This window comes from Gemmatimonas groenlandica, assembly GCF_013004105.1.
In the GTDB taxonomy this organism is placed as follows: domain Bacteria; phylum Gemmatimonadota; class Gemmatimonadetes; order Gemmatimonadales; family Gemmatimonadaceae; genus Gemmatimonas; species Gemmatimonas groenlandica.
In genome coordinates, this window is record NZ_CP053085.1 from 2,992,143 (window position 1) to 3,012,458 (window position 20,316).

The window sequence follows — 20,316 nt, forward strand, 5'->3', positions numbered from 1 at the left end:
CTCTCGCGAGAGCCGGATTGCAGCAATGACCGACCACCGCCGCTTACCACGGGAGAGCATCGGGGAACGACGATCGCCATGTGGCGTAGAGCTACAGGAGCGCATCATCAGGCACACGGACTTCATCCTGCAGATATGTACTGCTGACGAAGCTATGTACAGCGTTGACGAGGTTTGTCGAGGGGCAGACCTCTGAAATTACCGTGACTGGAGGAGGGCATCGGATGTCTACGGGCAATCGAGTGGCACGTGAAGGAATCTCCGCCGGACTCATCGGAGCCACCGCGATCGCGGTCTGGTTCGCCATTCTCGACGCGACACGCGGAGAGCTTCTCGCCACCCCGGTCATGCTGGGCAGTTCACTGGGATCGCTGTTCCTGCAGGGCGACACCCCGAGTAGAGCGGCCGCCTTCGTCGGCTACACGGTCTTCCACTTCGCGCTCTTCTGCGTCATCGGCTACCTCTTCTCGTGGGTGGTGAACAGCGCCGAGAAAGTACCGTCGTCGTTCATCGGTTTCGCCGGTCTGTTCGTCGCATTTGAAGTGGGCTGGATCGGCTGGACGACCGTGCTCGCACAGGGATTCGGCGACATCACGTGGCTGCAGGTCTTCATCGCCAACCTGATCGCGTCCGGCGCCATGGGCGCGTACATGTGGAAGCAACACCCGTCGCTGCCGGGACGCGTCGGGGCGCAGATCGCGGGCGCGCCGGAGTGAACGGTGACTGATGAACGGCGCTAAGAATGAACGGCGCTAAGAGTCAGGAGCGCTAAGGTTACGGGCGCCAAGAATAAACGGCGGGAACGACAAACGGCGGGAACAACGAGCGATCAGTCTGCTCGGTCTGTTCACGCCGTTTGTCGTTTCGCTCCTCATTTTTCGCGCCGTTTACCTTAGCGCCCCCGACTCTTAGCGCCGTTCACTCTTAGCGCCCCTCATCAGTTAAAACAGCTCGTCGAGTTGCTCCGCCATCCGTCCAAGTCCGTCGCGCCATTCCGCTTTCATCCGCTCGCCGGTCGCGACGTCGGGTAGGCGTGAGTGCTCGAGCTCCACGGCGCATCGTGCGTTGCCTTTGCGGCCGATCGAGACGCTCACCAGCGTGCCGTCGTGCAGCATCAGTCGCAGGAAGCGCGGCGCCACGGCGTTCATCACCTTGTAGCCGAACGCGCTGCCCCATTGCCGGCGTGTGGGGTCGTTGAAGGCGCGGAAAATCTCACTGGGCGACGCGTCGATCGTGCGTGACACCGACACGGCGACCGTGCCCAGCGCCTCGGCTGGAATCGGTGCCGCCGCGTGCGACACGCGCGGCTGTTCGGCGTCGCGCCACGCGCCCGGCTTCTTGCCGCCCTTCTCCGCCGCCTGACGCGCAGCCTTGCCGAACTTCTTCTCGGCGGCGGCCGCGTTCTTCTTGGGCGCGACCTTGGGAGCGTCCTTGCCGACGTGACGTCGGGCAACCGGCTTCTTGCCCGCCATCAGGTCAGCGCATCCGGCGAGGGGACCCAACCCACCTGCGCGCTGTCCTGATCATCTTCGCCGCGCTGCGACCATTTGAAGAACACCACCGTCATCACCGCGTAGAAGAAGACACCGCCGGGAATCCACATGATCAGACCGCCGTACTGCTGGTCCATCATGGGCGTGATCCCCAGGATGCGCGGGGCGACGGCATACGCGGGGTACAGCAGCGTATCCGCCATCGCGATATAAATCGAGATGACCGACATCGGGATCACCATCACGAAACAGTACAGCATCTGCGCCGGATACGGCGCGCGCGGCAGCTCTGGCAGCGGTGACGTGAGCGGCCACCACATCAGCACCGACGCCGCGATGAACATCAGGTGCTGCACGATGTGAATCGGGTGGTTGGCCAGCGCCAGGTTGTACATCGGCGGCAGGTGCCAGAACGAGAGCACCACGTTGAAGATCACGAAGCAGGCCGCGATGGTCGTGCTCTTGCGGGCGATCGCGAAGACCGCCGGCTTGCGCAGGAGCGGCCGCAGCATCCAGCCCGGCGTACCGATGATCATCAGCGGCGGCACGATCAGCGTGAGGATCAGGTGCTGCACCATGTGCCCGCTGAACAGGTAGTAATCGCTCAGATCGTGCAGCGGCCCGTTCAGCGTGAGAAACAGCAGCAGGAGCGACGTGAAGAAGCTGACGCGCTGCGCCGACGTGGGCCCTTGGGGGGCGGCCGCCGCATCGAGCTGCGCGCTGGTGGCCTGCGCCAGATTCGGCACCGTCACGGGCACGCGGTCCATCGCCGATGGACCCTGACGCACGCGCCACATATAGGCCGCCCCGATAGCAGCGATGCCGATCGCCGTGCTGGGATGGACCGTGAAATTCGACCAGCTAAGCTGGGCGGCGGGGTGCAGCAAGAGCGCGATCATAGGACAACGCAGCGGTTAGCTGAGCAGGCCCAGTCGCAGCACGAGCTTCGAGAACAGGAACAGCAATCCGATCAGCGTGAGACTGGCCACGATCAACGGGCCGGTGAACAGCGAGCGGAACAGCTTGTGATCATACTTGAGGTGCATGTAGTACATCACGACGATGTAGAACTTCACCGCAGACATTATCAGCATGCTGGGCACGTACACCCAGCTGTTTTCCCATGCCGGGATGTAGTACGCCGAGACTTCGACCGCAGTGATCACCGTGAGAATCACGGCGATCTTCCAGTACGTCGTCCACGTTGGATGGTGCGCTTCGTCGTGAGCGTGGCCAGCAGCCGGGGAATGGTCAGCCATCACCGCCTCACTTGATCAGGTAGATGAGCGTGAAGATCGCGATCCACACCACGTCGACGAAGTGCCAGTACAGCGCACAGATGTCGACGAGCAGCGCATCCGACGGCTTGAGTCCACGCTTGTAATCGATCGCGAGCAACGTGAAGAGCCACAGCACGCCGGCGGTCACGTGCGCGCCGTGGAAGCCGGTCAGCGTGAAGAAGCTCGAGCCGAACAGGTTCGTTCGCATCGTCAGTCCTTCATGAATGAACGACGTGAACTCATACGCCTGACAGCCGAGGAACGTGATGCCGAGCAGACACGTGGCCCACAGCCAGATCTTCGACGAACCGAGGATGCGATCCCACGCGCTGTGCTTCGGCAGGTCGCGGTTCTGCACGGCAGCCAACGCGAGCACCATCGCCAGCGACGACATGAGCAGCACGAATGTCGAGGCCGATGTGACCGGGATGTTGAGGATCGCCGGAAACACCTTGCCCGTCGTCGGATTCGTCCACGCTTCGTGCGGGAACGGTCCTTCCGGGCTGCGTCCCTTGTAGATCAGGTACGTCGAGATCAACGACGCGAAGAGCATGCATTCGGAACCGATGAAGGTCCAAATTGCGACTTTGCGGTTGTCGAGTCCCAACGAGGTATGATGGCCGCCGCCGTGCGCGTGGCCGTCGCCGTGAGCGGCGGTCGTAGGTGCCGTAGTGGCGGTCATCTTAGTGGTGATCCTCGAGCGGCGTGAGCAGCCAATTGTAGAGCGAGCCGACCCAGAGCGCCGTACCCGCCAGCATCACGGCAACAGCGGTCGGGACACTCGCGTCCATGAACAGGAGGCCGCCGAACATCACGATCAACCCGAAGGCGGTAACCAGCGGCCAGATCGACGGGTTCGGCATGATGATGCCGAGTTCCTGCGAGGTGGGGATGTGCCGGCCCTTCTCCTCTTCGTACGTCGTCTCGTGCACGAGCTTCTCACCGCCCTTCATGTTCCAGAGCGGGTAGCGCGACTTCACCTGCGGCAGTTCGGCAAAGTTGTAGTCGGGCGGCGGCGACGGGATCGTCCACTCCAGCGTCGCGGCGCCCCACGGGTTGCTCGACGCCATCTTCCCGCTCTTCCAGCTCTTGAAGATGTTGATCAGGCCGAACAGCGTGCCGACCATCAGGATGAGCGTACCACCCGTCGACATCGCATTGAACAGGTCGTAGCCCTGTCCCGCATCGTACTGGTAAATGCGGCGCGGCATGCCCAGCAATCCGCTGAAGTGCATCGGGAAGAACGTGAGGTTCATACCGACCAGCGAAATCCAGAAGTGCCAGTTACCGAGCGATTCCGAGAGGAAGCGGCCCGTGATCTTCGGGAAGTAGTAGTACACGCCGGCGAACAGCCCGAACACCGAGCCGCCGAACAGCACGTAGTGGAAGTGCGCCACCACGAAATACGTGTCCGTCTGCTGCAAGTCGGCCGGGGGCGACGAGTGCATCACACCCGAGATACCACCGATCGTGAACATGCCGACCAGCGCGATCGCGAACTTCATGGCAACCGTGAACTTGATCTGGCCGCCCCACATCGTGGCCATCCAATTGAAGATCTTCACGCCGGTCGGGATGGCGATCAGCATCGTGGTGAGAGAGAACACCGCGTCCGCGATCGGGCCCATGCCCACCGAGAACATATGGTGCGCCCACACGCCGAAACCGAGGAAACCGATCAGGATGCCCGAGTACACCATCACGGGATAGCCGAACAACGGCTTGCGCGAGAATGTCGGCAGCACTTCGGACACGAGACCGAAGGCCGGCAGAATCAGGATGTACACCTCGGGGTGACCGAACACCCAGAAGAGGTGCTGCCAGAGCAGCGGGTCGGCGCCCTTGGCGATCGTGTAGAAGTTCGTGCCGAAGAAGCGGTCGAACTGCAGGAACACGAGCGCGATCGTGATCACCGGGAAGGCGAGCACCACCAGGAACTGTACGACGAACGACATCCACGTGAAGATCGGCATGCGCATGAGCGTCATACCGGGCGCGCGCATGTTGATGATCGTCGTGATGAAATTGAAGCCGGCCGCCAGCGAGGAGATACCGAGGATCTGCAAGCCGATCACCCAGAAATCCATGTTGTGCTGCGGCGAGTACGCCTTCGTGCTGAGCGGCGCGTAGCCGAACCAACCGCCATTGGGCGCCATCGACCAGAAGATCGGCAGCGTGATGAAGATGCCGCCGAGCAGGTAGATCCAGTACGAGAACGCGTTCAGTCGCGGGAAGGCGACGTCACGCGCGCCGATCTGCAGCGGGATCAGAAAGTTGAAGAACGCCGCCGAGAGAGGCATGACGGCGAGGAAGATCATCGTCGTGCCATGCATCGTGAACAGCTGGTTGTACATCTCGGCCGAAATGAGCTTTCCGTTCGGCGTCGCCAGCTGCGCGCGCAGAATAGCGGCCTCGAGGCCGCCAACTACGAAGAAGATCAGGCCGGTGATGAGATAGAGCGCCCCGATGCGCTTGTGGTCTACCGTGGTAAGCCACGACCAGACGCCGGTGGTTGACGGTGCGGTCTTGACTTCGGTGTACGGGGGCGCGGCAGCGATGGTTGCCATCGGTGTCGTTGGTCAGCGGTGACGGTGACTTACTTCAGGGCCTGGAGGTACGCGACGATGTCCGCGACCTCCGCGTCGGTCAGACCGCCGACGTTGACCACCATCTTGGTTTTCGGATCTGTCACGCCCTTGCCGAGCGAGGGCATGATGGAGCCGGGCTTCATGTGCGGCGCGCTCTTGATCCAGTACGACAGATGCTTCGTATCGTTCGGATAGAGGCCACCAGCGATCGTGTATCGCGAACCCACGTGCGTGAGGTTCGGCCCGACGTTCGCCATGTTCATCGGCGTGCCCGCTATGGCATGGCAACCGATACAGCTCGAGCGGCCATAGATCTGACGACCGCGCTCCGCATCGCCCTTGCCGATCAGTGCTTCGTCGAAGCTGATCTGGTTCGTGATCGGCGTCTGCGGAATCGTATACGCGAAATCCTTTTCCAGCTTGTCCTTCGGGAAGACCCACACCGGAACCGGCGCCGCGGGCGCGTCGGCTGGCGTGGTCGACGGCGTCGTCGTGGCAGCGACCTGCAACAGCGGCGTGCTGCCCGTTCCCGAGGGAACCGGCGCCACCGCCGGAGCGGCCGTGGTCGGGGCCAGCGCGACCGCCGGGAAGATCGCCGGCTGCTTCTGATGCGCCGTCCACTGCGCGAACTCGTCGACTGTCACGGTGAAGACGCGGAACTTCATGTTCGCATGCGACGGACCACAGAACTCGGCGCAGAAGCCGTTCCACGCCGAGGACGGCAGGTCCTTGTTCGGCGTGAACCAGAGATAATTCGTCCTATTGGAAATCAAATCACGCTTGCCACCCATCTGCGGGATCCAGAAGGAGTGCAATACGTCGATGGTCTTGAGCTGAAAGTTGACCGTACGGCCGTTCGGCAGATACAGCTCGTTCGCGGTCGTGATGCCGTACTGCGGGTAGCGGAACTCCCACCACCACTGGTGCCCGATCACCTCGACCTGCAGCGCCTCGGGCGCCGCTTTCGCCTGCGTCTTGAAGATCGTGCGGACAGTCGGAATCGCGATGAAGATCAAAATGACGGCCGGAATCGCCGTCCACGTGATCTCGAGCGCGGTATTGCCGTGCACCTGCTTCGGCACTCCGCCGTCGGGACGACGCCGGAATTTGAAGATGGTGTAGACGAGAGCGGCCTCGACGCCAATGAAGACCAGCGTGCCCCAAAAGAGCAGCTTGTCCCAGAGGGCATCGATCGCTGCGTTGTATTCCGAATTCGGATTGAACGTCGAATTCGGATAATCGCCGCCGCACGCTGCAAGCCCTAGGGCCAGAGCGCCCAGCAGCGCGACGGATGCCATCCGCCGCGGGCGGAACGTGCCAACCATGCCGGTTCCTGAGAGAGTGGAGAGCCTCGAGTGCCGCGCGGTCGCGCGTAGACAACGAGGGCCGTTCGTAAGACAGCCTTGCGAAGCTAAACCGACGTTTCCGGCTGCCGCAAGCAAATCGGAACATCGTATCGACACTTCCCCAATTTTCCTGATTGAGAGTAACTGTCTTTCGCTGATTTTCGTGGTTTTTGAGTCCGATTTCGGTCCGAACGTGGGGCGTCGGACGGCCCCATGAGGACGCCGCCAGCGCGCTGCCCAGCGCGACGTCGGCGCTCGATAAGGCGCCCGTTTCCGCACCCGACTCCAGATCGTCCATTGCTCGTGATCCAGAACCGTGTCGCCACCCTGCCCCGCGCTGCTGCCGTGGCGCTCTCGCTCCTGTTGCTCGCGTCGGCCTGTCGCTCCTCGGACGGCCCCCCAGCGGGCACCGGCGACGGCACCTTCCTGATCGGCGTCGGGGCCATACCCGGAAGCCCGGGGTACGATGGCGTCGTGCGCGGCGTCGACTTGGCGGTGGAGCGCCTCAACGGCGCGTCTTCGCTCCGTTTTCGCAGCCGTCCCCCGAAGCTCGGCTCGGCCAGCGCTGTCCAGGTGGCCCAGCAGCTCAGCGCGGATCCCGGGGTGATCGCGGTTGTTGGACATCCGGAAAGCGGTAACACCATCGAAGCGATCCCCGTCTACGCCGACGCCGAGCACTCCGGCGCCAACGGCGTGGTCGCCATCTCGCCGACGGCCTCCTCGCCGCAACTGAGCGGCGCCAACCCCTGGTTTTTCCGGGTCGCGCCAAGCGACGATGATGCCGCGCGGGTGACCGCGCAGTGGGCGTTCGATTCGCTCGGCGCCAAGCGCGCCGCGATCATCTATCGCAACGATTCCTATGGACGCGACTGGGCGAGCACCTTCGCCCAGACGTTCACCCGCAGCGGTGCCACCGTGATCGCCCGCGAGCCATACCTGAACGGCGTCACCGAGTGGGATGCCTACGCCCAGCTACTCGCGACGATGCGCCCCGATGTCGTGCTCTTTCCCGGCGATGCGGTCGATGCACTCGCTTTCCTCCGCGCACTGAAAGCGCACGGGGTCACCGCGCCGTTCATCGGCGGCGATGGCACAGAGCAGATGAATCAGCAGGCGGACGCGATCGGCGCGCGGTATGTGGCCTTCTTCCGCGCCGATCGCGCCACCAGCCCCGAAGCGCTGTGGTTCCTGTCGCGCTACCGCGAGCGCTTCAAGCAGGACCCCGACATGTTCGCCGCGCTGTCGTACGACGCCGCGATCGTCATGGGACGCACGATCATCAGCGGTGCGCGCACACGCGCGGCGCTGCGCCTCGCGCTCGAGAAGATCGGCAATGGTGCCCCCTCCGTTGACGGCGTGGCGGGACGCATCGCCTTCGAGCGCAACCACGATATCAAGGGACGCAGCGTCGTCATCGTGCGCGTGGACCGCGTACGCGGCAGCACCGATGCCGCCGCCGACAGCACCGACACGCCGGACGGAGGAGCGCGCTGATGGCCGTCATCCGGCTCGCGACCATTCGCGTCCGCCTGATCGCCGGCTTCGGCACTTCGATCGGTCTGCTCCTGCTGGCTGGGTTGTTGGGCTGGTACGGCCTCAAGCGAAGTAATACCGAGGCGGAAGCCACCGTACGCGCGCTGGCCGATCGGTCCGAATTCACCGAGCAGGCGACCACCACCGTGTTGCGAGAACTCGTGGCCGGATTGCGCTATCTCACCAGTCGTTCACCCGAGGACGCGGCGCAATACACGGCGCTGGTCGCCGAGGCTGGGAAGCTGCGGCGCAGCGCACTCGATCAGGGCATGCTGCGGGCGGACGAACGCCAGCGACTCGAAGCCATCGGCACCCTGCAGGCGGCGATGGAAGTGCGCATCGCGATCACGCACGCGTGGCAGGTGGTCGGCAATGAAGCGAACGCGCAACGCGTGTTGCAGCGGACCAGTCGGGACATGCAGGCGATCGAGACGGAGCTGCAGGCGCTCCGTCGTGCCGCGCGCACCGGTGCCGAAGATTCCATGGATCGCATGCGGGATGGACTTTGGCGCGCCGAATTACTGCTCGCCATCGTCGTCGCGGCGGCGTTCGGCGTCGCGGCCTTCTTCGGCCTCTCCACCGCGCGCGCCGTCACGCATCCACTCGTGCGACTGCGCGACGAGATGATGGCCATCGGCGCCGGTGACCTGCGCGATCCCGACATCGACCTTCGACTTTCCGGCGTCGCTCGCGAGTACGCCGAACTGATCGACGCCATGCAGCAAGCGCGGGAGCGGCTCCGTCGTCTGCTGTCGCGTGTACAGGACGAGGCCGATCAGGTCACGCTGGCGGCCGGTGAACTCAGTGCCTCCGCGTCGTCGGCCGCCGCCTCGTCGCAGCATGTCACCACAGCCGTCCTGGATATCTCACACGGGGCCACGGTGCAGCTGAGCGCGCTCAACAACGCCAGCCACACCGTGAAACAGCTCGCGGAAGTCGGCGCCACCATCGGTGAAGCGGCGGAAGAAACGGATCGCGTGGGCCGTGACATTCGCAGCACCACCAACAACACGCGCGATCAGGTACAGCTGGCCATCGACACACTCCTCGGCGCTCGCGAAGTGGTAACCGCCTCGCGCGCCGAGATGGTCTCGCTGAAAGATGCCACGAGTGACATCGACGACTTCGTGAGTGTGATCTCCGAAATCGCCACGCAGACCAACCTGCTCGCCCTCAACGCCGCGATCGAAGCGGCGCGCGCCGGAAGTGCCGGGCGTGGCTTTGCCGTGGTCGCGCAGGAGGTTCGCGCCTTGGCCGAGCAGAGTGCAAACGCGGCCAACGAGGTCACGGAGAATGTGAAGCGCATCCGGGCGCGCATTGCCAGCGCCTCGAGTGCGGTGGACTCGGGGGCGACCCGCCTCAAGGACGTGGAGACGGTGGCCGAGGGCGTTGGCGAGGCACTGTCGCGCATCGAGCACGCGGTCGCTCAGGTGGAAGGCGCGGCCTCTCGCGTCTCGACGGCGGTGAATGCCAACCGTCAGTCGCTGGGCGCCGTGCAGAAATCACTCACCAGCGCCCGCGACACGGCGGAAGGCCATGCGGCGGCGGCAGAACAAGTGGCCGCCAGCACCGAACAGACCTCCGCCTCCGCGCAGGAAGTGTCGGCGACTGCCGAAATGCTGCAGACGGCGTCACTTCGCGTACGCGGGTTGATCGGCGAATTCAGGACGTAAGCTCGGTCACCATCACGCCACGCTCGGCGAGCATTGCGAAGTAGCGCGTCGCCGGCATGCATTCGTCGGGCGTGTGTACGCCGGCGGTGATGGCACCGCTGGCCTGCAGTTGCCCGGTGATCGACAGCGTATATCCGGTGGTCCGCATCATGGCCGAGATGCCGTGTTCCGCATCATACCGGTCGAGCACTTCCCACGACCGCGTGCCTGACACCCCGTCTTTGGTGCCGCGCACGACCACGCGCAGGGCGACCAGATCCGGCTTGCCCTTGCGCAGCTTTTCACCGGCGACGCGCACGAACACGTCACGAGGCACGACCTGCTGTCCCTTCACGTCGACCGCTTCGTTGCCAAGCAGTCCCAGGTCTCGGATCGCTTCCATCACGCGCGCGTGTCCCGGAAAGCGTAGCGTCTTGTACTCCATGGTCGGAATCACGCCGGCGTAGCGGTACACCATGGTGGAGAGGCCACCGGCCGTATGAAACGCTTCGAGCTCACCGACCGGATCGGCGAACAGCACCGACTCGAGCTCGGAGAGCGCGGACACATGCGCCGGCTGCCCGTGGCGCACGACCAACGACTCGGTGGTGTAGTAGTCCACCATGCCTTCGATGGAATAGGCGATCTGATAGCCGAGCGGCGGTTCGGGCGTCTGCGGCAATCCCCCCACGAACAGCTTCACGCTGTCGACCGTGTCGAATTGATCGATGCCGTGCTGAGCAATGACATTGACCATGCCGGGGGCGAGACCTGTGTCGGGGATCACACTGATCCCCTTGGCTTTCGCGGCGGCGTCGAGCTTCTTCTGTTCTTGGACGATTTCGGTATTGCCGCCGAGGTCGGCGAAGTGGACGCCCATTTCCACGGCGATCGCGGCGAGCGGTGCATTGAAGTAGTACGGGATGGCGCTCATCACCGCGTCGCAGCGGGAGAACACCGCGCGCACCGCATCGGCATCACGGACATCGAGCGCGATGGCCTCGAGGCGTGGACCGGTGAAGGGCGCGAGAAATGCGGGAAGGGTGCCGACGCGAACATCGGCCAGCACGACCTGCGTGACCGAAGGATTTTTCAGCAGATCATACGTGCACGCGGTGCCTTGCAGCCCCGCGCCGAGTACAAGCATGCGCATACGGGTGGCTCCAGCAATTTTCTAGGGAGGGGGAGTGTCTATGGATCACAAGCTAATGCCTCCGGCGAGCGACGGGAGCGAGACGACCGAGTGGCGTTCGCATCTGCTCGAGCACAGCTCACAACTCGCTGAGGTGCTGTCGTCCACGCAGCGGATCGCCGTCATCGGCATCAAGCCGGAGATCGTCGGCGGGCCGGCGTACTACGTGCCGGAGTATCTGCAGAGCGCGGGATACGAGATTGTCCCGGTGCCGGTGTACTACCCGGACATCGCGGAGATCCTGGGAGCGCCGGTGCAGCGATCACTCAGTACGGTGATACCGCCCGCCGATATGGTGCTGCTGTTCCGCCGGTCTGGCGATGTGGCGCAGCACGTCGAGGAGATTCTCGCCGCCAAACCACGCGTGGTGTGGATGCAGCTTGGCATTCAGGATGCCGAGGCGGCGGAGACGTTCGCCAGAGCGGGTATCGACGTGGTGCAGAACAAGTGCCTGATGATCGAGCACCGCAACGCGCGGCACTGAGTCGTACCGACGACTTACTGAAGCCTTACTGCCGCACGCGGTTGCGGCCGTCGGCCTTGGCACGATAGAGCGCGGCGTCCGCCCTCGAGAACAGGTCTTCCACGTTCTCGATACGCGCGGCGGGAAACACGGCCACACCGACGCTCGCGGTGAGCTTGAGCGGCGGATGCTCGCCACCTCGGGCGAACTCGTGTTCGTCGACCGCCGCCCGGATGCGCTCGGCGAACGACACCGCGCCGGCCTCGTCCGTTTCCGGCAGCAGCACCAGGAATTCTTCGCCGCCATAACGCGCCACGATGTCGCTGCCGCGGATGGTATCGAGCAGCAGCTGACCGACATCACGCAGCACGTCGTCACCAACGAGGTGCCCGTAGGTGTCGTTCACTTTCTTGAAGTGATCGAGATCGATCATGAGCAGCGCCAGCGTGGAGTCGTAGCGTAACGCGCGCTCCATCTCCGCCGTGATGCGCTCGGTGAGCGCGCGGCGATTCAGCAACTGGGTGAGCGGATCGGTCTGCGCGAGCTGTTCGAGTCGCGCGTTGTCGGCCATCGTGCTTTCGACCATCTGCGCACGCTGAATGACCGCCACCGCAGCGGTGATCACGGCTTGCGCGAATTCGAGATCGTGCGGTCCGAAGCGATCCTGATCGCGCGTGCGGCGCACGAGGAACACGCCGTACTGTCCACGGTCGACGGTGAACGGCAGCGCGATCACCGAGCGGATAGGCACCTCGATGCCTTCGATGCCCCACACATGCCGCACACCCTCGTACAGCGGATGCGTGTCGAGATCTTCGACCAGAACCGGCTGGCCCGACTCGAGCGCCGCTTTCAGTTCCGGATAGCGATCGAGCTGGATGCTGAGATGCTGCAGTCCCGGGTTCTCGAAGGCCGCCACCACCACGGCCTGCGAGTCGCCCGGTCGCGCGAGCACGACCGAGCAGTGAGACACGCCGAGAGCACGCGCCGCACGACGCACCAGCAGGTGAAAAAGTTCGGTGACCGACAGGTCGCCGGTGACCTCGTGCAGGATGTCCACGAGCTTACGACGACTGTCGGCATCCTGCTGCGCGCGCACCAACGCTTCTTCCGTGCGCGCGAGCGCCATGCGTGTGGAGCGCAACATGGCTCCCGTGCGCAGCTGCGCCTGCACGCGCGCCAACAGCTCCTTCGGGCGATAGGGCTTGCGGATGAAATCCGCCGCGCCCAATCCCAACGACCGCACCGAAGCTTCTTCAGGCGGCTGCGCGGAGAGCATGAGCACCGGCAAGTCGCGCCAGCGCTCTTCGCTCTTGATCCGCTCGAGCAACTGACACCCATCGGCATCCGGCATCAGGATGTCGAGGAGCAGCAGATCGGGCGCGCGCTTCTCGAGCTGCTCGAGACAGGCCATCCCGCCATTGGCGGGAATGACCTCGTATCCATTCTCCTGCAACAGCCAGGTGACGGATTCGAGGACGGCCACATCGTCGTCAGCGACGAGAATTCGGGAAGTGGGCATCAGCCGTCGCGATCAGCGAGCGTTGGGCATCACGCGTCGCCACCACCATCAAGCCCTAGCTCTCCGGTCGGCGCATCTCCTTCGGTCCCTTCCACGCCGTCCACATCATCCTTGTCGTCGGGAATCACGCGGGCCACCGCCTGCACTACATCATGGTCGTCAAGGGCCACGAGCTTGACGCCCTGTGCCGCCCGACCCGTGACGCGGATCTCGCTCACCCGCGAGCGGATCGCCACGCCCTGACGCGTCATCAGCATCAGCTCGTCTTCCGGCACCACTTCCATCAGCGCGACCACGTCGCCGGTCTTGGCGGTGCGGTTGAGCGTGAGAATGCCCTTGCCGCCGCGCTTCTGCACGCGGTACTCACTCACCTCGCTGCACTTGCCGAGACCCTTCTCGGTCACGACCAGCAGCGTCGCTTCGCGCTTGATCACGACCATGCCGACCAGCTGGTCTTCAGGGCGCAGTTCGATGCCCTTCACACCGGTCGTGTCGCGACCCATCTCACGCACATCGCTCTCGTGGAAGCGCACCGAGAGCCCGTGGCGCGTGGCGAGCACGACGTCGTTGCTGCCCGACGTCACCTGCACGTCCATCAGCTCGTCGCCATCTTCGACCTTGATGGCCTTGATGCCGTTCGAGCGCGGATTGCTGTACTGCGACAGCGCGGTCTTCTTGACCGTGCCCTTGCGCGTGCAGAACAGCAGGAACTCGGTGTCGCTGAACTCGCGCGTGAGCACGATGGCGCGAATGCGCGTGTCGGGCGTGACGTTGATGAGGTTCACGATCGGCTTGCCGCGCGTGTTGCGCCCGGCCTGCGGCAGTTCGTGCACCTTGAGCCAGAAGCAACGGCCGTCATCGGTGAAGATGAGCATGTACGTGTGCGTGCTCGCCACGTAGAACCGCTCGATGAAGTCGTTTTCCTTGAGATCCGCGCTCGACTTGCCGCGACCGCCGCGACCCTGACGGTTGTACAGCGACAGCGGCGTGCGCTTGATGTACCCGTTGTGCGAGATGGTTACCACCATCTCTTCTTCGGCGATCAGGTCTTCGATCGAGAACTCGCCCTCGTCGCTCACGATCTCCGTGCGGCGTTTGTCGCCGTAGGTCTCCATCAGCTTGAGCAGCTCGCCCTTCATGATGTCCATGCGGCGCGGACGCGACTCGAGGATGCCGCGCATCTCGACGATGAACGCGCGCACCTCCGCAAGCTCTTCCTCGAGCTTCTCGCGCTCGAGGCCGGTGAGCTTGGCCAACCGCATGTTCAGAATCGCTTCCGCCTGACGCTCCGACAATCCAAAGCGCGTCTGCAGCTGCGCGCTCGCCGTGGGCGTGTCGGCGGCCGCACGGATCAGGGCGATCACTTCGTCGATGTTGTCGACGGCGATCTTCATGCCTTCGAGGATGTGTTCGCGCTCGAGCGCCTTGTCGAGATCGAACTGCGTGCGCCGCACGATCACTTCGTGCCGGTGCTCGATATAGTGCCCGAGGCACTGCTTGAGCGTCAGCACCTTCGGCACCAGCTGCCGCGTGTTCGCGTCGGGCACGAGTGCCAGCATGATCACGCCGAACGTGCTCTGCATGCTGGTGTGCTTGTACAGCTGATTGAGCACCACGCGCGGAATGGCGTCGCGCTTCAGACCCACCACAATGCGGATGCCGTCGCGATCGGACTCGTTGCGCAGTTCACTGATGCCCGTGAGCTTCTGCTCGCGCACCAGCTCCGCGATGTCCATTACCAGCTTGGCGGGATTGGACTGGTACGGCACTTCGGTCACCACGATCTGCGAACGTCCGCTCGATTCCTTTTCTTCGATCACGGCCTTCGCGCGCATCACAATGCGGCCGCGACCCGTGTCCTGGTAATCGGCAATGCCGGCGCGACCGTAGATGAAGCCCCCGGTCGGGAAGTCGGGACCCTTGATGAAACCGCGCAGTTGCGCCGGCTCGAGGTCGGGGTTGTCGATGAGTGCGATCACAGCGCTGATCACTTCGCCGAGATTGTGTGGCGGGATGTTCGTGGCCATGCCCACCGCGATGCCCGTCGAACCGTTCACCAGTAGGTTCGGAAAGCCTGACGGCAGTACGCGCGGCTCCTCCAACCGGTCATCGAAGTTCGGCGCGAAGTCCACCGTGCCCTTGTCGATGTCGGTGAGCATGTCCATCGCCATGCGCATCAGGCGGGCTTCGGTGTAGCGATACGCGGCCGCGTTGTCGCCCTCCATCGAACCGAAATTCCCCTGACCGTCCACCAGCGGATACCGCAGCGAGAACGTCTGCACCATACGCACGAGTGCGTCGTACACGCTGCTGTCACCGTGCGGGTGATACTTGCCGAGCACATCACCAACCACCGTCGCCGACTTCTTGAACGGACGCCCCGGCAACAGTCCGAGCTCGTTCATCGCGTACAACACGCGGCGATGCACAGGCTTGAGGCCATCGCGCACGTCGGGCAGTGCACGCGATACGATGACGCTCATGGAATAGTTGATGAACGATTCCTTGACTTCCTCGTCGATGAGGCGCGGCAGGATGCGTTCGCGGGCGTTCGGTGCAGTCATGTGACGTCGGGCAGGAGAGACGTGGTCCGAAACTGTGATCGACAGCCTTTAAATGTACACGACCCGAGGCGTAAAAACAACGCGTCGGGCCCGGTGTAAACTACTGCATTTCAACGACTTAGAAACACGCTCCGGAGTCAGGCGCCCCAGCTGCGTACGATCGACAGCAGCCGCCACTCACCGCCGACCCGGCGCAGGAGATACGTCGCGCCACCGTTGCTCCCCGAGCCCACGGCGATGCCGCCCTTCTCGCGCGGGCGGTTCACCCCGACGACCGCGTAGTCCCGCCAGATCACGATCGGCGCCACGACGATATACGACAGATCGGCGCTCGGATTCTTGGCACCCACCGCCGCGAAGAACTCGTCGCGGGCCCGCTGCTGTCCCTGCGGCCCGAAGTACGCCTTCACCCGCGGTCTCGGCGCCTTCGGGAAGTCCATGTCGGCGAAACCGGGCACCACAAAGGTCACGGTGTCACTCATGACCGGCGACGGCAGGCAGCCGGCCTTGGTTGGATCGGGCACATCGCCCGTGAGACCGGTGGCCACGGCGCGATGAACGCCGACCCCGTCCTCATCCCAGCGCGGCCGGTCGATGCCGGCTTCCCAGCCGACGACCACGCGGAGCAACGCCCGCGCCTCCGGGGCCGCCAACGCGTTTCCGGCCCCCTGCAACACGATCGTCTGCTCCATGCGCTCGACGATCGCCTGCAACGCCTTTTGCAGCTCCGGGGTCGTGTCCTTCGAAAACACCCGCAGCGCGCCCGGATTGCAGCGGTCACCGAGATCGGCCCACGAGGCGCGCGAGAGATACTCGCGGCGCAAGGTGATCAAGTTTTGCGCGTAGCCGCGCGTCTCCGCCGCGAGAAACGCCGCGGTCGCCGCCGTGCTGTCTGTCTGTGCGCCACTCGAAGCAAACGGTGCCACCAACAACCCCACCACGACCCACGCCTTCACTCGCATCAAGGCTTGCTCTCTTCGAACTGTCGCGCACTCACCGTGACGGGCGTCTTCGCCACCGCGACCGGCGGCTGCGGCATCGGCATCTCGGCGGTCTCGTCTTCCGATGTCTCTTCGGCCAGTTCTTCCGCTGCGTCGGCTGCCGCTTCGGCGTCGATCGCGCGACGCTCGGCCTGATAGCGCTGATACCACTCGCGCGTGACTTCGGCCGCGAGCTCACGATTGCCCAGACCGAACGACAGCGACAACGCCAGCGCCACCGCACCGAACAAGATCGCAAACGCCGTCGTGACGATGTCCGTCGCGATGCCCAGCTCCTGGAGCGCCATGAACACCGCGAGCACGATCACACCGGCACGGCCCGTACGCGCCAGCCACGGCCCGCCATGCAGTCCGCCTGCCGACGCCATGATGAGGCCACCGACGAATCCGCCGAGCACGATGCCGAGAATGATGATCACGATCGCCGCGATCACACTCGGGATGTAGCTCACGAGTTCGGAGAACACATTGGCCAGCGATTCGAGACCAATCGCATTCGCAGCCACGAGCAGCACCGCGAACATCACGCACCAGAACAGCAGATTGGCGATGACTTTCGCGGGATTGAGATGCGACCCCGAACGCTCGACGGCTTGCATTACACCGCCGCGCTCGAGCAGCTGATTGAAATGCATGCGGCGCAGCAATCGCGCGGTGCCCTTCTCGATCACCTTCGCCACCAGATAGCCGGCGAAGAGTATGACGAGCGCGCCGAACAGCGCGGGCACAAATTCCCCGAGCAGCGCGAAGCTTTGCTCGAGACGTTCCGTGAACGTGGACGTGAGAGCGGCCTGACCCGAGTCTGTCTGCGTCGCGGCGGCCGCGAACTGCAGAGAGTCGGGAAATTGTTGCTGTAACAAAGTCAAATTGAGAGGGGGTGCCTGCGGACCTACTGGAAAGTAGCGAAACACCCAGCACTACGGAGGGGAGCCCTGGTTCGGTGTCCCACGTGGGAGCCCCAACGGGGCGTCCCGATTAGAGTCGCGTTCCCCGCTTCACATCAAAGATGACGCTGCGGCGGCACTGTGGGCAGAGGAGCCACTCCCGCTGCCGGTGGTACCCCAGCCCGAACGACCCGCCGCCGATGGCGCGCTGCGTCATGAGCACCGCGCACCGGGGGCAGAGGGGAATCTCTCCGCTCTGCACCGTCTCGCGCATCGCCTTTTCCTCGGCCGACGTGAAGCGCGCCGTTTCCGTCACAGCCGTACGACGACTTTGCCGAACTGCGCGCCAGAGGAGAGCCGTTCGAAGGCCTTGGCCGATTCCTCGATCGACCAGACGGAGTCCACGGGCGGCATCAAGTCGCCCTCGCGAAAGAGCGCCGTCATCGCATCGAACTCGGCATCATTCCCCATCGTCGACCCCATGAGCGTCCACTGATTCCAGAACATCCGACGCACGTCGAGCTGCACGAACGGTCCGCTGGTACCGCCACAGGTGACCAGACGCCCCCGCTTGCCGAGCGCGACCAGCGACTGCGAGAAGGTGGCTTCACCCACCGAGTCGATCACCACGTCCACGCCGCGCTTGGACGTCCGGGCGCGAACTTCTCGCCCGAGGTCGGGGTGCGTGTGGTCGAGGAGATGATCGGCGCCGAGCGCCTGCGCTCTCGCCAACTTGTCAGGACTGCTCGAGGTCACCCACGCCGTCGCGCCGATCCGCTTCACGATCTGGAGTGCCGCCAGCGCCACCCCGCCGCCGATGCCCCAGATGAGCACGTGATCGCTGGGCTGCACCCGGGCGCGGGTCACGATCATTCGCCAGGCCGTGAGCGTGGCCAGTGGAAACGCCGCCGCCGTCTCGAACGGAATCGTGCCGGGAATGACGCGGACATTGTCGGCCGGCACGACCACGTAATCGGCAATCGTTCCATGACGATGCTCGCCCATGATGCCGTACGTGAGACATAAAGGCTGGTCGCCGTCGCGGCAGTACTCACAACGGCAGCTCCGGTCCACCAGCCCAGGATTCAGGATCACGTGATCTCCGGGGGCGATGCCCTGCACGGCATCGCCGACGGCATCGATCACCCCCGCCCCGTCGGAGCCCAGCACCCATCCCGGCTGGATTTTGACCCCGGGAATCCCGCCCAGTACCCAGAGATCGAGCCGATTGATGGCCGCTGCCTTGATCCTTACGCGGACACTGTTCGGGCCGTCAAGCGTCGGCACGGGCATGTCGTCGCGGACGCGAAGCTGGTCGAGGCCGCCATGGGCATCGATCGTCAGGGCACGCATGGTCATGACGGGTCTGGTCGAGAGTGGGAGAATTCGAGGAATCTCCTCTGCAGCGGTCGGAAACGGGAGTGCCGTAGCAACCCCTGTCAGGGCGGTCCGAGGCCTATATTGGAAGAATTACGCTCCCCGGACTGTTCACCACGACCGTCACGCCACATGTCGTCCATCAAGGTTCCACCGCTCGGCGAATCCATCGTCGAGGCGACCATCTCCCGTTGGCTCAAGAACGAAGGCGACCGCGTTGCCGTCGGCGACACGCTCGTTGAACTCGAAACCGACAAGATCACCGTCGAGGTGCCGGCGCTGGAGGCCGGCGTGCTCACGAAGCGGCATAAGGGCGAAGGCGATGTCGTGAACGTCGGCGACGAACTCGGTGAGCTCACGGCGGGCGCTGGCGCGGCTGCGGCTGCACCTGGCCCCCGCGGCCACCCCCGCCGCCCCCGCCCTCTCTCAAGCGACGCCGGTAGCTCCTGCCGCCGCCGTGTCAGGCGCCGACGTGAAGGTGTCGCCGGCTGCCGCGCGTCTCGCGACTGAAGCCGGAATCAACCCGGCCGACGTGGCGGGTACTGGTCGCGGCGGTGTCGTCTCGAAGCCTGACGTCGTTGCCGCCATCGCGGCGCCGGCCAAGGCAGCGGTCGCCCCGGCGGCTCCAGCCGCACCGACCGCACCGACTGCAGCGGCCGTCGCGGCGCCGACGGGCACGCGCGAAACGCGCGAGAAGATGACGACGCGTCGCAAGCGGATCGCCGAGAACCTGCTGCTGTCACAGCACCAGACGGCGCACCTGACGACGTTCAACGAGATCGACATGACGGCCATCACGGCCCTTCGTGAGCGTCTCAAGGAACGCGTCGAGAAGGAACAGGGCGTCAAGCTCTCGTACATGCCGTTCTTCGTGAAGGCCGCGTGCCTCGCGCTCGAGGCCTACCCGGCCGTGAATGCGCAGATCGACGGCGACACGATCGTGTACAAGCACTATGTGAACATGGGCATCGCGGTGGCCAGCGACGCCGGGCTCGTGGTGCCGAACGTGAAGGACGCCGACAAGAAGAGCATCGTGCAGATCGGCAAGGACATCGCCGCCGTGGCCAAGCGCGCGCGCGACGGCAAACTGTCGATGGATGATCTCACCGGTGGCTCGTTCACGATCACCAACGGCGGCGTCTTCGGCTCCCTGCTCTCGACGCCGATCATCAACTATCCGCAGGTCGGCATCCTCGGTCTGCACAAAACGCAGGACCGCCCGGTGGCGATCGACGGCAAGGTCGAGATCCGCCCGATGATGTACGTCGCGCTCTCGTACGATCACCGCATGATCGACGGACAGCAGGCCGTGTTGTTCCTGGTGCGCTTCAAGGAACTGATGGAAGATCCGGCAGCGATGTTACTCTAACTGCGAAGTACGGGGTACGGAGTAGGGGGTAGGGAGCGGGGATTACCCCATA

17 protein-coding genes and 1 pseudogene are annotated in these 20,316 nt (G+C 64.3%); 5 read left to right on the plus strand and 13 right to left on the minus strand.

Annotated features, from left to right (window positions below; all coding sequences use genetic code 11):
* Positions 1–224 precede the first annotated feature (224 nt).
* Positions 225–716: a hypothetical protein gene (locus HKW67_RS12595; RefSeq protein ID WP_171225713.1), complete on the plus strand. Its 492-nt coding sequence runs from the start codon at positions 225–227 to the stop codon at positions 714–716.
* Positions 717–941: 225 nt separating this feature from the next.
* Here the strand turns inward: HKW67_RS12595 and HKW67_RS12600 are convergent, their stop codons facing one another.
* The 6 genes from HKW67_RS12600 to coxB are packed head-to-tail and all read right to left on the minus strand — an operon-like array spanning position 942 to position 6,686.
* Positions 942–1,472, minus strand: a complete 531-nt coding sequence (locus HKW67_RS12600; protein ID WP_171225714.1) for a hypothetical protein — start codon at positions 1,470–1,472, stop codon at positions 942–944.
* The gene (locus HKW67_RS12605) at positions 1,472–2,392 is read right to left on the minus strand and encodes a cytochrome c oxidase assembly protein (protein ID WP_171225715.1); all 921 of its coding nucleotides are present in this window, start codon (positions 2,390–2,392) and stop codon (positions 1,472–1,474) included. The genes HKW67_RS12600 and HKW67_RS12605 overlap by 1 nt, the downstream gene beginning before the upstream one ends.
* A gap of 15 nt (positions 2,393–2,407) precedes the next feature.
* Complete coding sequence (locus tag HKW67_RS12610; RefSeq protein ID WP_171225716.1) at positions 2,408–2,752, minus strand: cytochrome C oxidase subunit IV family protein; 345 nt, start codon at positions 2,750–2,752, stop codon at positions 2,408–2,410.
* A 7-nt stretch (positions 2,753–2,759) separates the two neighbouring features.
* A complete protein-coding gene (locus HKW67_RS12615; RefSeq protein ID WP_171225717.1) occupies positions 2,760–3,455 on the minus strand; it encodes a cytochrome c oxidase subunit 3 in 696 nt (231 codons plus the stop codon).
* Position 3,456: 1 nt separating this feature from the next.
* On the minus strand, positions 3,457–5,340 hold the full coding sequence (ctaD, locus tag HKW67_RS12620) for a cytochrome c oxidase subunit I (protein WP_171225718.1): 1,884 nt from the start codon (positions 5,338–5,340) through the stop codon (positions 3,457–3,459).
* A gap of 29 nt (positions 5,341–5,369) precedes the next feature.
* Complete coding sequence (coxB, locus tag HKW67_RS12625; protein ID WP_171225719.1) at positions 5,370–6,686, minus strand: cytochrome c oxidase subunit II; 1,317 nt, start codon at positions 6,684–6,686, stop codon at positions 5,370–5,372.
* A gap of 324 nt (positions 6,687–7,010) precedes the next feature.
* On the opposite strand from coxB, the gene HKW67_RS12630 reads away from it, so the two are divergent.
* Positions 7,011–8,201, plus strand: coding sequence for an ABC transporter substrate-binding protein (locus HKW67_RS12630; RefSeq protein WP_171225720.1), 1,191 nt, complete (start codon positions 7,011–7,013; stop codon positions 8,199–8,201).
* On the plus strand, positions 8,201–9,913 hold the full coding sequence (locus tag HKW67_RS12635) for a methyl-accepting chemotaxis protein (protein WP_171225721.1): 1,713 nt from the start codon (positions 8,201–8,203) through the stop codon (positions 9,911–9,913). The genes HKW67_RS12630 and HKW67_RS12635 overlap by 1 nt, the downstream gene beginning before the upstream one ends.
* On the opposite strand, the gene HKW67_RS12640 is transcribed toward HKW67_RS12635, so the two are convergent.
* On the minus strand, positions 9,903–11,045 hold the full coding sequence (locus tag HKW67_RS12640; RefSeq protein WP_171225722.1) for a saccharopine dehydrogenase family protein: 1,143 nt from the start codon (positions 11,043–11,045) through the stop codon (positions 9,903–9,905). The two genes, HKW67_RS12635 and HKW67_RS12640, sit on opposite strands and share 11 nt — an antisense overlap.
* 40 nt (positions 11,046–11,085) lie before the next feature.
* Here HKW67_RS12640 and HKW67_RS12645 point away from each other — a divergent pair, with 40 nt between their 5' ends.
* Positions 11,086–11,568: a CoA-binding protein gene (locus HKW67_RS12645; RefSeq protein WP_230981012.1), complete on the plus strand. Its 483-nt coding sequence runs from the start codon at positions 11,086–11,088 to the stop codon at positions 11,566–11,568.
* Positions 11,569–11,593: 25 nt separating this feature from the next.
* Here HKW67_RS12645 and HKW67_RS12650 read toward each other — a convergent pair whose 3' ends face one another.
* The 6 genes from HKW67_RS12650 to HKW67_RS12675 all read right to left on the minus strand — a co-directional run bounded on the left by HKW67_RS12650 (position 11,594) and on the right by HKW67_RS12675 (position 18,877).
* Complete coding sequence (locus tag HKW67_RS12650; protein WP_171225723.1) at positions 11,594–13,069, minus strand: diguanylate cyclase; 1,476 nt, start codon at positions 13,067–13,069, stop codon at positions 11,594–11,596.
* Between the two features lie 29 nt (positions 13,070–13,098).
* Entirely contained in the window at positions 13,099–15,633 is a 2,535-nt protein-coding gene (gene gyrA, locus HKW67_RS12655) for a DNA gyrase subunit A (RefSeq protein WP_171225724.1), read from the minus strand.
* Between the two features lie 137 nt (positions 15,634–15,770).
* Positions 15,771–16,598: a hypothetical protein gene (locus HKW67_RS12660; RefSeq protein WP_171225725.1), complete on the minus strand. Its 828-nt coding sequence runs from the start codon at positions 16,596–16,598 to the stop codon at positions 15,771–15,773.
* Complete coding sequence (locus HKW67_RS12665; protein WP_171225726.1) at positions 16,595–17,494, minus strand: mechanosensitive ion channel family protein; 900 nt, start codon at positions 17,492–17,494, stop codon at positions 16,595–16,597. Before HKW67_RS12665 ends, HKW67_RS12660 begins: the two co-directional genes overlap by 4 nt.
* 115 nt (positions 17,495–17,609) lie before the next feature.
* Positions 17,610–17,834 carry a hypothetical protein gene (locus HKW67_RS12670; protein ID WP_171225727.1) on the minus strand — a complete coding sequence of 75 codons (225 nt, stop codon included), beginning with the start codon at positions 17,832–17,834 and terminating at the stop codon, positions 17,610–17,612.
* Positions 17,831–18,877 (minus strand): zinc-binding dehydrogenase, encoded by a 1,047-nt coding sequence (locus tag HKW67_RS12675; RefSeq protein WP_171225728.1) that lies wholly within the window; start codon positions 18,875–18,877, stop codon positions 17,831–17,833. The genes HKW67_RS12670 and HKW67_RS12675 overlap by 4 nt, the downstream gene beginning before the upstream one ends.
* Before the next feature lie 150 nt (positions 18,878–19,027).
* Here HKW67_RS12675 and odhB point away from each other — a divergent pair.
* A pseudogene (odhB, locus tag HKW67_RS12680) lies at positions 19,028–20,264 on the plus strand (2-oxoglutarate dehydrogenase complex dihydrolipoyllysine-residue succinyltransferase).
* Positions 20,265–20,316 lie beyond the last annotated feature (52 nt).

Bases quoted from the DNA above. Each gene is read 5' to 3' on its own strand.
- HKW67_RS12595 (WP_171225713.1), top strand. From the start codon at position 225: ATGTCTACGGGCAATCGAGTGGCACGTGAAGGAATCTCCGCCGGACTC.
- HKW67_RS12600 (WP_171225714.1), bottom strand. From the start codon at position 1,472: ATGGCGGGCAAGAAGCCGGTTGCCCGACGTCACGTCGGCAAGGACGCT.
- HKW67_RS12605 (WP_171225715.1), bottom strand. From the start codon at position 2,392: ATGATCGCGCTCTTGCTGCACCCCGCCGCCCAGCTTAGCTGGTCGAAT.
- HKW67_RS12610 (WP_171225716.1), bottom strand. From the start codon at position 2,752: ATGGCTGACCATTCCCCGGCTGCTGGCCACGCTCACGACGAAGCGCAC.
- HKW67_RS12615 (WP_171225717.1), bottom strand. From the start codon at position 3,455: ATGACCGCCACTACGGCACCTACGACCGCCGCTCACGGCGACGGCCAC.
- ctaD (WP_171225718.1), bottom strand. From the start codon at position 5,340: ATGGCAACCATCGCTGCCGCGCCCCCGTACACCGAAGTCAAGACCGCA.
- coxB (WP_171225719.1), bottom strand. From the start codon at position 6,686: ATGGTTGGCACGTTCCGCCCGCGGCGGATGGCATCCGTCGCGCTGCTG.
- HKW67_RS12635 (WP_171225721.1), top strand. From the start codon at position 8,201: ATGGCCGTCATCCGGCTCGCGACCATTCGCGTCCGCCTGATCGCCGGC.
- HKW67_RS12640 (WP_171225722.1), bottom strand. From the start codon at position 11,045: ATGCGCATGCTTGTACTCGGCGCGGGGCTGCAAGGCACCGCGTGCACG.
- HKW67_RS12645 (WP_230981012.1), top strand. From the start codon at position 11,086: ATGGATCACAAGCTAATGCCTCCGGCGAGCGACGGGAGCGAGACGACC.
- HKW67_RS12650 (WP_171225723.1), bottom strand. From the start codon at position 13,069: ATGCCCACTTCCCGAATTCTCGTCGCTGACGACGATGTGGCCGTCCTC.
- gyrA (WP_171225724.1), bottom strand. From the start codon at position 15,633: ATGACTGCACCGAACGCCCGCGAACGCATCCTGCCGCGCCTCATCGAC.
- HKW67_RS12675 (WP_171225728.1), bottom strand. From the start codon at position 18,877: ATGACCATGCGTGCCCTGACGATCGATGCCCATGGCGGCCTCGACCAG.